The following is a 12,508-nucleotide window of genomic DNA, read 5'->3' as shown; positions in this document are numbered from 1 at the left end:
AGGCGCGCTTACTCGATGTCGTCGGCTTCGTCGTCGGCCTGACCGGTTTCCTCACGCACGGTTTTCTTCATCGCCTGCAGGCTCTGATGACGGACGTCGGTGCCGCTGACCTGATAGATCAGGTGCTCGGCCAGATTGCGCGCGTGATCGCCAATGCGCTCCAGACTGCGCAGTACCCAGATCACGTTCATGATGCTGGAGATCGAGCGTACATCTTCCATCATGTAGGTCACCAGCGTACGCATGGCGGTGCGGTACTCCTGATCGACACTGCGATCCTGCTTGGCGACACGGTAGGCCATCTCCAGGTCGTTGCGGGCAAAGGCGGTCAGCACATCCTTGACCATGTCACGGACCAGGTTGCCGATATGACGGACCTCCTGGAAGCCGTGCTGGGTACGGGTGCCTTCGGCCATCTCGATCGCCTGCTGGGCGATACGGCTGGCTTCATCGCCGATGCGCTCCAGATCGGCCACGGCGCGGCTGATGGAGATGATCAGGCGCAGGTCCGATGCGGCCGGCTGACGGCGCGCAATGGTCATGGTGCACTGCTCGTCGATCATCAGTTCCATTTCGTTGGTCTGCTTGTCGATACGGCGGGCCTGCTCGGCCAGTTCGTTATCGCTGGTCAGCAGCGCTTCGATGGCGTCATGTACCTGACGCTCGACGATTCCGCCCATGGTCAGCATCTGTGTGCGAATGGTCTCCAGCTCTTCATTGAATTGCTGAGAGATATGGGTGGAGTAACTATCCTTTTCGAATTCCACGGTCTCTGTCTCCGTTACGGAATGTTGCTGGGCAGTTCAGGGATGGCGCCAAGGCGTCATCAACCGTAACGACCAGTAATGTAATCTTCGGTCTGCTTTTCGGTCGGGTTGGTGAACAGTGTATCGGTGACACCGAACTCGATCAGATCACCCATGTACATAAAGGCAGTGTAATCCGAAACACGGGCCGCCTGCTGCATGTTGTGAGTAACGATGACGATGGTGAAGTCGCGCTTGAGCTCGTGGATCAGCTCCTCGATCTTCAGTGTCGAGATAGGGTCCAGTGCGGAGGCCGGCTCGTCGAGCAACAGCACTTCAGGCTTTACCGCCACGGTACGGGCGATAACCAGACGCTGCTGCTGACCGCCGGACATACCGAGAGCTGATTCGTGCAGGCGGTCCTTCACCTCATCCCAGAGTGCGGCGGAGCGCAGTGCCCACTCGACGGTTTCGTCAATTACGCGCTTCTTCTTCACGCCCTGAATACGCAGGCCATAGGCTACGTTTTCATAGATCGATTTCGGGAAGGGGTTCGGTTTCTGGAACACCATGCCGACACGGCGGCGCAGGTCGGCCACGTTGACCGTACGGTCGTAGATGTTTTCGCCGTCCAGCAGCAGCTGGCCTTCGATGCGGCAACTGTCGACCAGATCGTTCATGCGGTTGAAGCAGCGCAGCAGTGTGGACTTACCGCAACCGGACGGACCGATGAAGGCGGTCACGCGGTTCTTGGCGATATCCATGTTGATGCCGTGCAGCGCCTCTTTCTCACCGTAGTACAGCTTGAGGTCGCGGACCTGAAGCGTATGGGTTTCCTCTTCCGGACGCAGTGTGCGGGTATCACGCTGCATGGAGGCGATGTCGATGGCGTGAGTTTTGATTTCGCTAGTCATGTCTATAAACCTTTATTCAGTAATCGGTGCCGGCATCACATTTCAAGCGCTTTGTACTTCTCACGCAGGTGGTTGCGAATCGCAATAGCCGAGAAGTTAAGCAGCGCGATCACAATCACCAGCAGCAGCGCCGTGGCGTAGACCAGCGGACGGGCCGCTTCGACGTTGGGGCTCTGGAAGCCCACATCATAGATGTGGAAGCCCAGGTGCATGAATTTCTGATCCAGATGCAGATAGGGGTAGTTGCCATCAAGCGGCAGGCTCGGCGCGAGCTTGACCACACCGACCAGCATCAGCGGCGCAACCTCACCGGCTGCACGGGCGATCGCCAGGATTACACCGGTCATCATTGCAGGGCTCGCCATCGGCAGCACGACTTTCCACAGCGTTTCGAACTTGGTCGCACCGAGCGCAAGTGAGCCTTCACGTACCGCACGCGGGATACGGGCCAGACCCTCTTCGGTGGCGACAATCACCACCGGTACGGTCAGCAGCGCAAGGGTAATCGACGCCCACATCAGACCGCCGGTACCGAAGGTCGGTGACGGCTTGGCTTCGGGGAAGAACAGGTCATCGATGTGACCGCCCAGGAAGTAGACGAAGAAGCCCAGGCCAAATACGCCGTATACGATGGACGGCACACCGGCCAGGTTGTTTACCGCGATGCGGATCAGGCGGGTGATGAAGCCCTGCTTGGCATATTCGCGCAGGTAGACCGCCGCAACCACGCCAAAGGGTGTCACCAGTACCGACATCAGGATAACCATCATTACGGTACCGAAGATCGCCGGGAAGATACCGCCTTCAGTGTTGGCTTCACGGGGCTCGTCGGAGAGGAACTCCCACACCTTGTCGGCGTAATGCACGATCTTGGCGCCGATACCCATGTCATTGGGTAGGAACGCACGCACGATCTTGGCCACCGGCAGCTCTACCTTACGGCCATCTGCGATCTCGGCGACAAAGGTGTCGCGGTTGATCTGCTGGTACAGGTCGCCCAGGCGCTTCTGCAACTCTTCGTAGTCGGCGTTCAGCTCTTTACGACGCGCATCGATCTTGGCATAGGCATCGGTATCGGTGGACTGATCCAGATCCAGACGACGCTCTTTCAGACGCAGGCGCTCGATCTCGTAGTTGATGCTGCCGATCTCTTTCTTTTCGATCGTCAGGATCTGTTCACGAATATCGAGTACACGGTCGATACGCTGCTGGAACTCGCCCCAGAGTGCCAGGTATTCCTGGGTCTTGTCGTAGCCGTCATAGTGACCGACGCTCTTGCCCGCTTCCTTGACCTCACGCAGGTAGCCGTAGAAGTTGCCCCACTCAAGACGCTCGGCGGCAAACAGCATGGCCGGGCGCTGAATATGGGTAATGAAATGGTCCATCGCCCAGATGAAGTCGGCGCTGCCGAAATCACGGTTGCCGACCTTGAGCAGATCGCGGGCCATCGCCTCGACGCCTTCCGGAACCTCGATACCGGCACCGCGCAGCTGCGGGGCGGGTACCATTTCACGGTCGACCAGTTCGCCGATGATGGTGTGTTGTTTGCCGTTCTCTTCATAGTCTGCCTGAATTACATCGGCAGGCCAGAAGTGGCCGAGGCCACGCACGGCGATCAGGCCGAGCAGGCCGACCACCATGATGATCGAGATCGCCACGGCACCGGCGTTGAGCCAGACCCAGGGAGAGCCCGACTTGGTCCATTCGCTGAATGAGATACGCATAGTCAATCCTCAATGGTGCCTTAAAGTGAACCGTATTTCTTGCGTAAGTGCTGGCGAATCGACTCCGCCAGAGTGTTCACGACAAAGGTGAACAGGAACAGCACGAACGCGGCCAGGAACAGGATGCGGAAGTGGGTACTGCCGACTTCGGATTCAGGCATCTCGACGGCGATGTTGGCCGCCAGCGTACGCATCCCCTCGAAGATATTCACATCCATGATCGGGGTGTTACCGGTGGCCATCAGTACGATCATCGTTTCACCCACGGCACGGCCCATGCCGATCATCAGCGCCGAGAAGATACCCGGGCTTGCGGTGGGCAGAACCACGCGGATCAGCGTCTGCCACTGGGTCGCGCCCAGGGCCAGAGAGCCGTAGCTCAGGTGTTTCGGCACGGCAAAGATCGCGTCCTCGGTGATCGAGAAGATCGTCGGGATGACAGCGAAGCCCATGGCGATGCCGACTACCAGCGCGTTGCGCTGATCGTAAGGGATGCCCGCTTCGTTGGTCAGCCAGGTGCGCAGGTCACCGGCGAACAGCAGGTTTTCGATCGGGTGGGCAATGCCCAGTGCAAACCAGGTAGCCAGAATGACGACCGGTATCAGCAGCGCGGCGTCCCAGCCTTCTGGCAGCAGGAAGCGGATACGCTCAGGCATGTTCTGCCAGAGGAAGCCGAAGCCAACAACCGCAACAGGGATCACCAGCAAGGAGGTGAATATACCGGCCAAATTCGCTTCCATGAACGGTGCCAACCAGAGACCAGCGAGGAAGCCAAGAATAACGGTCGGCAGCGCCTCCATCAGTTCGATGAACGGCTTCACCTTGCGGCGCATGGCCGGAACCATGAAGTAGGCGGTATAGATCGCACCGCAGATCGCCAGCGGGGTCGCCAGCAGCATGGCGTAGAACGCCGCTTTCAGGGTACCGAATGCCAGCGGCATCAGGCTGTATTTGGGCTCGAAGTCATTGTTCGATGCGGACGACTGCCAGATAAAGGCAGGCTCCGAATAGCCTTCGTACCAGACCTTCTCCCACAGCACCGACCAGGAGATCTCCGGGTGCTCGTTTTCCACGTGCCAGAATGAGAGTTTGCCGTCCTGCTCGACCAGCAGAGCGTCTGAGCGCGGAGCCAGCGCAATCTGGCCAACCGGGCCGCCAAAGATCGACTCATTAAAGGCGGTGCGGCGGGCGGTGGAGTTGTACAGCGACAGCTCGCCGGACTGGTCGACGCTGACCAAACCCTTGCGGCGCTGTTCGGTGGTCAGGCTGACGACCGCATTGCCTGCATGGTCGAAATCACGGATATGAGTCAGCTCGGGTGCACCGGCATCGCTACGCACGAAGAACCACTGCGACAGCTTGCCCTTGTCGTCGCCGATCAGCAGGGAGTTAGCACCGAGCAGCAGCCTGAACGTTGTGATCTGGCCTTCGGAGGCGTCCAGCAGCTGGGTGATTTCCGGCGTGCCACGCAGGTTGACCACGGCGATTTTGCCATCGGCGGCACTGGCCATCAGCCAGGCGAGGTCCGGCGTCATCAGCAATTTGCGCGGGTTGATGCCCAGCGGCGGCAGATCTTTCTCACTGCGCTCAACGGTGGTTTCGCCGGTAAACAGGTTCTCGGTCATTGCCAAACGGGTAAAGCCGAGTTTGCCGCCACTAGCGGCCACAACGCCCCAGCGATCACCATCGTTGGTGATGGTGAACTTCTCGATCGGACCGTCCGCCACGGGAATGCCTGCCTCGCCCAGCGGATACTCGATCACCGGAGTCAGCACGCGCACGCCGTTAGGGTAGGTGGCTGTGTAGCTGTGCTTCAACACACGGATTTCGCCGTTGCTAAGGCCGAAGGCGAAAATGCGGCTGGCTTCTGAGAGCAGGGCGAAACTGGTGATCTCGACCCCTTCAGGCAGGCTCAACTGCGCCTGGTCGACCAATTCACCGGTGGCCGCTCTGAAGAATGTCATTTGACCATCGCCACTGACGCGGAAACCGATCTCGGCTTGTTCTTCTACTGCAAGATACAGGGTGTCGGCGCTACTGCCTGGCTGCGTATACGGCACCATCGGCTTGCCCTGAACATTCCAGGGTTCGACCTTGGCAGACTCGAACAGCGGGGCTACCTCATACAGCAGGTAGAAGAAGATCATAACGACAGCGATGATGACGCTGACACCGCCAACGGCGATGCCACCGGCTGCCAGCTTGTCCTGCAGCATGCGACGCTGACGCAGACGCCGGGACGCCGGCGTCGTGAAGTCGAGATCCGGCGGCGCAGCAGTGGTTTGGTCAATGCTCATGATTGAGGATCCTGAGGGGCTCTGAACGTGATTTGCAGCGTACGATAAGTCAATTGTATGACGGTAATGTTACAGCGTGCGGGAAACGCGAAAGGGGAGTCCTGTGGACTCCCCCGTGGGTCGGCTTTAGAGGTTATCTAAAGCTTACAGACCCAGATCGGCGCGCTGCTTTTCGATGACCTTGGCCGGCAGCGGGATGTAGCCGTCCTTGACGACAACTTCCTGACCAACCTTGGACAGAACCAGCTTCACGAATTCGCGCTCAAGCGGAGCCAGTTCCTGACCCGGCTTCTTGTTCACGTACACCCACAGGAAGCGAGACAGCGGGTAAGTACCGTTGGCAGCGTTTTCCGGTGTCGCTTCTACGTAGTTGGTGCCTTCCTTGGACAGCGGCAGAGCGCGGACGGAAGCGGTCTTGTAACCGATACCGGAGTAGCCGATGCCGTTGATAGAGGTAGAAACAGACTGAACAACGGAAGCAGAGCCCGGCTGTTCGTTAACGCTGTTCTTGTAGTCGCCTTTGCACAGTGCGTGCTCTTTGAAGTAACCGTAGGTGCCGGATACAGAGTTACGACCGAACAGCTGGATGCTCTGATCTGCCAGAGAACCGGTTACGCCCAGATCGCCCCACTTGTTGGCGTCGCCTTCGCTGCACTTGTGAGTAGAGGAGAAGATAGCGTCAACCTGAGCCATGCTCAGACCGGAAATCGGGTTGTCCTTGTGCGCGAATACAGCCAGCGCGTCGATAGCAACCGGGATAGCAGTCGGCTTGTAACCGAACTTCTTCTCGAACGCTTCGAGTTCCTTGTCCTTCATCTTGCGGCTCATCGGGCCGATGTTAGACGTACCTTCGGTCAGAGCTGGGGGAGCGGTAGAAGAACCGGCTGCCTGAATCTGGATGTTGATGTTCGGGTAGTTGCGCTTGAACTCTTCAGCCCACAGAGTCATCAGGTTGGCCAGAGTATCGGAACCCACGCTGGACAGGTTGCCAGACACGCCGGACGCCTTTTCGTAGGCCGGCAGGTTCGGGTCAAGCAGGTCAGCGGCATTCGCAGTCACTGCTGCAGCGGAGATCGCTACGGCTGCGAACAGCTTGTTCATCGGTTTCATCATACGCTCCTGATCGGTGCATTGGTGTTTAATTCGTGGGGGTACTATAGGGGTGCTATATGACCGCAATGTTACAGTGTGTCACGAAACGTAAATTTCTATTTTGGACGGGATCGCGAACGGTATAATGCACTGCAACAAAGTATCGGTGCCGACGTTCGGCCCCCTTTTTTACAGAGCAGGCTCAAGAACAATGAAAATAGAGGATGATCAACTGCTCCAGCCCGAAGGAGAGTTGAGTCTACAGCTCCCGGCCGGTCCGGATGCGGTGAACATGTTCGGTGACGTCTACGGAGGTTGGGTGAGTGCCCAGGCTGTGCTGGCGTGCGAGATTCGCGCAGGTCAGGAAGCCAAGGGCCGTATTGCCACGGTCTCGGTGGGCAGGATGACCTTTATGTCACCGGTCATGAAAGGCACCATTCTCGGCTTTTATACCCGGGTGCTGGAGCGTGGGCACAGCTCACTGCGCATCGTCGTTGAATGCTGGGGCCAGTGCCCGGATGGCAGAGCGCCACGTAAAGTGACGGCCTGCGAGTGTGTACAGGTGGCGATTGACGCCGATGGTCACATCCGACGTCTGCCACCTGCCGAGCATCAGTCTTAAAGCATCAGCATCGCCGCGCCGGTGATAACGGCCGTCATCACCGCATTCAGTACGATACCGGCGCGCATCATCTGTGACTGTGGAACAGCGCCCGAGCCATACACGATGGCGTTGGGCGGTGTTGCCACCGGCAGCATGAATGCACAGGATGCGGCAACCGCAATTACCATCGCCATCACCACTTCAGACATGCCCATGGCACCGGCAATGCCGACAAAGATGGGTACCAGCAGTGCGCTGCTGGCGGTATTGCTGGCGATCTCGGTCAGCATGACGACGAATCCCGATACCACGAGGATAAACACCACCACCGGCGCGCCGTGCAACAGGTCACTGATCGACTGCGCCAGATAGAGACTGGTGCCGGTTTCCTTAAGCATGGCCGAGAGCGTCAGGCCGCCCCCGAACAGCAACAGTACGCCCCAGTCCGCTGATTTCTCTACCGATTTCCACGACACCAGCTTCAGCATACACAGCATGAGGATGGCGGCGATGGCGATCAGGGCATCAAACCCTTTGGTCACCCCGACCCATTTAGACAGCGGCGCACTGAACAGCCATAGGCAGACAGTTAGCGCGAAGACGCCGAGCGTCATCCACTGGGTGGCGTTTAAAGGCTCATGGTGCATCTCTTTTTCGAAGTGGTGATTCAGATCCGGACGCATAACCAGCCAGAGCGCCAGAATCATCAGCGGGAAGGATACGATGACCAGCGGCATGCCGATCTTGAGCCAGTCCAGAAAGGTGAGACCCACGGCGGCCGCTGCAATCGCATTGGGCGGGCTGCCCACCAGTGTGCCTATCCCGCCGATACTGGCTGAGTAGGCAAGGCCCAGCAGTACAAACCAGTAGGTGCGCTTGTTCTCTTCGTAGGGCAGCTGTTTGAGCAGACCCAGCACCAGTGGCAGCATCATCGCCGTGGTTGCAGTATTGGATATCCACATCGAAAGCCCCGCCGCGGTGAGGAACAGCAGCATCGCGGCGAGACTGAGTTTGCCACGGGCAATGCGCAGCACATGGTTCGAGATGTAACGGTCCAGCTGCTGCTCGTTTAATGCTGCCGCCAATGCAAACCCGCCCAGAAACAGAAAAATGATCGGGTTGGCAAAGTTCTTCAACGCATCCGCCACGGAAAAGATGCCGGTCAGCACCGCCAACACGGGTATCAACAGTGCGGTAACGGTGATGTTGAAGGTTTCGGTCATCCACAGGATCGCCACCAGTGACAGAACCGAGAGTCCGGTCTTAAGGGCAGGATCGAAGTCGGTCAGAAAATAGATCGCCGCAGCGACTATCAGGGCAAGAGGGAAGGTGATTTTACTACCGGGCACTGGCATAACTCCTGAAAAAAATCTGCGGTGACTCTTCGGTCAATTTTTTGAGGCTGGGGATTCTACAGCGCCGCCGGTGTGCTAACCAGCGCCGAGCCTGTCGGTTACAAATGTTACAGATCCCCCTTGGGGTGTTCATTCTCGGTTTTTAAGCCTCTGCTGAAATCACAGACTCGGACAGACACTGTCTTTAGCCAGCGAATCCACTGAGGGTTCGGTCAAACTAAAACAACAGGCGAGGCGGCCATGAATACACGTACCCCAATGGTTTTCCGGGAGATGATTCTCCCTTTTATCCTGCTCACCACCTGCTTTGCGGCCTGGGGCGTCGCAGCCAATATGACCGACCCTCTGGTCAAGGTGTTCAGCAAGATATTCACCATGAGTGCCTTCCAGTCCGCGCTGGTTCAATTTGCGTACTACGGCGCCTATTTCTGTCTGGCACTGCCGGCAGCGTTTATCAATCGGCGCTTCTCCTACAAAACCGGTGTGCTGACGGGCCTCGGGTTCGCCGCTGCCGGCGCGTTTATGTTTTATCCCGCCAGTCAGTCGATGAGCTACGGCTATTTTTTGGCTGCGCTGTTTATTCTGGCGGCTGGGCTGTCGATTCTGGAAACCTCCGCGAACCCCTTTGTTATCGCAATGGGGCCTGTGGAAAACGCCACTCGACGTCTGAACTTTGCCCAAGCCTTCAATCCCGTCGGTTGTAATATAGGTGTTTTTCTCGGCGCGACCCTGATTCTGACCCAGCTCAACCCGGCCACAGCCCAGCAGCGAGCCGAAATGGCGGCCGATCAGCTAAGCGCGATTCAGGCAGCGGAGCTGGATGCGGTTATGCTGCCTTACGTGGGCATGGCCTGTGCGCTGGTACTGATCTGGCTGGCGATCGCGGCGCTGAAGATCCGCCCCACACGTGAAAAGGTCGTGGCTCATACGCGCGATGTGCGCTTCGGCGAGACGTTAACGCGGCTGGTGCGCAACCCCCATTATCGCTTTGGCGTTATCGCCCAGTTCTTCAATGTGGGTGCCCAGACCTGTATCTGGACCTTCACCATTCAATATGTCATGGACGCGCTGTCGGTAAACGAGGCCCGCGCCGGTGACTACTTGCAATACAGCCTTATTCTGTTTCTGCTGGCGCGTTTTGCCATGACCTGGCTGATGGGATACGTCAGTGCCTCACGACTGCTGGCAGGACTCTCGGTGCTGGCTGCACTGCTCAGCGCTTACCTGACCGTCGGCTCCGGATATGCGGCAGTCTGGGCGCTGGTTGCGATCTCTGGCTGTTTATCGCTGATGTTTCCGACCATCTATGGGATTGCCCTCAAGGGCCTGGGTGCTGATACCAAATTCGGTGCGGCAGGTCTGGTGATGGCGATTCTCGGTGGGGCGCTCCTGCCGATGGTACAGGGTGCGGTAATCGATACCTGGGGAACCGCAACTTCGTTTCTGGTACCGGCGGTATGTTTTCTGGTGGTGGCGCGTTATGGGCTGTTTGACATGCAGTCGGGACCGCGCCGGGCCGAGCAGGGCCGGGCGGTCACCGCGTAGAGAGGGTCAGATCGCTTCGAGGCGGGCAAATCCGACCACCAGCCATTTGCTGCCCTCGTAATCGAAGTTAACCTGTACCCGGGCTTTCGGGCCGCTGCCCTCGAAGTTGACCACCAGCCCTTCACCGAATTTGGGGTGGCGTACACGCTGCCCCAGACTAATGCCGGTGTCGGGGATGTTGCTGCCGGCAAGGCTTGAAGAGCCTCCAAACAGTGAACTGCCCTCCTGTTGATAGTCGCTGCTGCCGTAGGGGCGGCGCACCGTGGCGTTCAGACGTACCTCCTCCACCAGCCCCTGCGGAATCTCCTGAATAAAGCGTGAGGGCCGGTTGTAGTTCTCCTGTCCGTGGAGTCGGCGCGACTCGGCGTAGGTCAGGAACAGCTTTTTCATGGCGCGGGTGATGCCCACGTAGCAGAGGCGGCGCTCCTCCTCCAGCCGGCCCGGCTCTTCAGCCGACATGCTGTGCGGGAACAGGCCCTCTTCCATGCCAGCGAGGAACACCAGCGGAAACTCCAGACCCTTGGCGGAGTGCAGCGTCATCAACTGTACGCTGTCGGTGTGAACATCGGCCTGAGCGTCACCCGCATCGAGTGCCGCCTGATCGAGAAACGCCGCCAGTACCGAGTTGAACCCCTCGGGTGCTTCGTCCTCCTGCCACTGTCCTGCAAACTGACGTGCGGCAGTGACCAGTTCTTCAAGGTTCTCGATACGCGACTGCGCTTTCTCGCCTTTCTCTTTTTCGTGGTGCGCAATAAGGCCCGAGTGCTGAATCACATGCTCGGTCTGCTCATGGAGCTCGGTATCGCGGGTAGCGCTGTCCAGGTTGTTGACCAGATCGAGAAACCCCTGCAGGGCGTTGCCGGCGCGGGCGGCGAGTTTGCCGTACTCGATGATCTCGTTGGCCGCGCGCCACATGGAGACGCCTTCGGCCCGCGCATGTTCGCGAATCTGCTCGATGGTGCGGGTGCCGATGCCTCGGGTGGGCACGTTGATCACGCGCTCCATGGCGGTGTCATCGTCGCGGTTGGCTACCAGACGCATATAGGCAAGCGCGTTCTTGATCTCGAGGCGGTCGTAGAAGCGCTGGCCACCGTAGATGCGGTAGGGGATACCGGCGCGTATCAGGGTTTCCTCAAGTACACGGGACTGGGCGTTGGAGCGGTAGAGAATGGCGCTCTCGTCACGGCGGTTGCCCTCGTCAATCCACTTGCTGATCTGGTCGATGATGAACCGGGCTTCATCCTGCTCGTTAAAGGCCGCGTATAGGCTGATCGCTTCGCCATCGCCCAGATCTGTCCACAACTCCTTGCCGAGGCGTCCGAAGTTGTTGCGGATGACGGCGTTGGCAGCGCCCAGTATGTTGGCAGTGGAGCGGTAATTCTGTTCCAGGCGGATAGTTTCGGTGCCAGGGAAGTGCTCCGGCAGGTTCTGGATGTTTTCGATTCGCGCGCCACGCCAGCCGTAGATCGACTGGTCGTCGTCGCCCACCGCCATCAGTTTGTCGTCACCTTCGCACAGCAGGCGCAGCCAGGCGTACTGAATGGCGTTGGTATCCTGAAACTCGTCCACCAACACATAGCGGAAGCGTTCGCGGTAGTGCTTGAGCAGTGCCGGTGCACGATCGCGCAGCAGCTCGAGTGCGCGCAGCAGCAGCTCACCGAAATCGATCATGCCGCCGCGCTCGCAGGCCTCTTCGTAGGCTTCATAGACGCGGACCATGGTGTCCTGAAACAGATCGCCGCTGCGTTCGATATGTTTGCTGCGCAGCCCTTCATCCTTCTGCGCGTTGATGTACCACTGCATCTGCTTTGGTGGCCAGCGGTTTTCGTCCAGATTCATCTCTTTACACAGACGCTTGACCAGACGCAGCTGATCATCGCTGTCCATGATCTGGAAGTTGTCCCGCAACCCGGCATCCTGCCAGTGCGCCCGCAACAGACGGTGCGCAAGGCCGTGGAAGGTGCCGACCCACATGCCGTGGGTGTTGAGCCCAAGCAGATGTTCGATACGCCCGCGCATCTCACGAGCCGCCTTGTTGGTGAAGGTTACCGCCATGATCGAGTAGGGCGAGATCCCCTCGGCTTCGATGAGCCAGGCGATACGGTGCACCAGCACGCGGGTCTTGCCGGACCCGGCGCCGGCCAGTACCAGCAGGTTCTTCACGTCGGCGGTGACCGCCTGGCGCTGGGCATCGTTGAGGGAGTCGATGATGTGGGTAACGTCCATGGGAT

General features: G+C 58.7%; 9 protein-coding genes. 2 read left to right on the top strand and 7 right to left on the bottom strand.

From position 1 onward, the window contains the following. Positions 1 to 8 precede the first annotated feature (8 nt). From phoU to ADIMK_RS16585, 5 genes are all read right to left on the bottom strand, one after another. The gene (gene phoU, locus ADIMK_RS16605) at positions 9 to 767 is read right to left on the bottom strand and encodes a phosphate signaling complex protein PhoU (RefSeq protein ID WP_036190635.1); all 759 of its coding nucleotides are present in this window, start codon (positions 765 to 767) and stop codon (positions 9 to 11) included. Between the two features lie 59 nt (positions 768 to 826). Next, positions 827 to 1,660 (bottom strand): phosphate ABC transporter ATP-binding protein PstB, encoded by an 834-nt coding sequence (gene pstB / locus ADIMK_RS16600; protein WP_036190632.1) that lies wholly within the window; start codon positions 1,658 to 1,660, stop codon positions 827 to 829. A 35-nt stretch (positions 1,661 to 1,695) separates the two neighbouring features. Further along, positions 1,696 to 3,384, bottom strand: coding sequence for a phosphate ABC transporter permease PstA (gene pstA / locus ADIMK_RS16595; protein WP_036190629.1), 1,689 nt, complete (start codon positions 3,382 to 3,384; stop codon positions 1,696 to 1,698). Positions 3,385 to 3,404: 20 nt separating this feature from the next. Next, a complete protein-coding gene (locus ADIMK_RS16590) occupies positions 3,405 to 5,681 on the bottom strand; it encodes an ABC transporter permease subunit (protein WP_036190626.1) in 2,277 nt (758 codons plus the stop codon). 144 nt (positions 5,682 to 5,825) lie between these two features. Beyond that, entirely contained in the window at positions 5,826 to 6,791 is a 966-nt protein-coding gene (locus ADIMK_RS16585; RefSeq protein ID WP_036190624.1) for a PstS family phosphate ABC transporter substrate-binding protein, read from the bottom strand. Positions 6,792 to 6,984: 193 nt separating this feature from the next. Between ADIMK_RS16585 and ADIMK_RS16580 the strand changes: the two genes are divergently transcribed. Continuing rightward, positions 6,985 to 7,395, top strand: a complete 411-nt coding sequence (locus ADIMK_RS16580; protein ID WP_036190623.1) for an acyl-CoA thioesterase — start codon at positions 6,985 to 6,987, stop codon at positions 7,393 to 7,395. Here the strand turns inward: ADIMK_RS16580 and ADIMK_RS16575 are convergent. Continuing rightward, on the bottom strand, positions 7,392 to 8,732 hold the full coding sequence (locus ADIMK_RS16575; RefSeq protein WP_051693043.1) for an SLC13 family permease: 1,341 nt from the start codon (positions 8,730 to 8,732) through the stop codon (positions 7,392 to 7,394). The two genes, ADIMK_RS16580 and ADIMK_RS16575, sit on opposite strands and share 4 nt — an antisense overlap. A gap of 240 nt (positions 8,733 to 8,972) precedes the next feature. Between ADIMK_RS16575 and fucP the strand changes: the two genes are divergently transcribed. After that, positions 8,973 to 10,277 (top strand): L-fucose:H+ symporter permease, encoded by a 1,305-nt coding sequence (gene fucP / locus ADIMK_RS16570; RefSeq protein WP_156042967.1) that lies wholly within the window; start codon positions 8,973 to 8,975, stop codon positions 10,275 to 10,277. Between the two features lie 6 nt (positions 10,278 to 10,283). On the opposite strand, the gene uvrD is transcribed toward fucP, so the two are convergent. Continuing rightward, on the bottom strand, positions 10,284 to 12,503 hold the full coding sequence (gene uvrD, locus ADIMK_RS16565) for a DNA helicase II (RefSeq protein ID WP_036190617.1): 2,220 nt from the start codon (positions 12,501 to 12,503) through the stop codon (positions 10,284 to 10,286). Positions 12,504 to 12,508 lie beyond the last annotated feature (5 nt).

This window comes from Marinobacterium lacunae (assembly GCF_000705555.1).
Classification (GTDB): Bacteria; Pseudomonadota; Gammaproteobacteria; order Pseudomonadales; family Balneatricaceae; genus Marinobacterium_D; species Marinobacterium_D lacunae.
The sequence above is the reverse complement of the archived record's forward strand: the minus strand, read 5'-3'. Positions and strand labels throughout refer to the sequence as shown.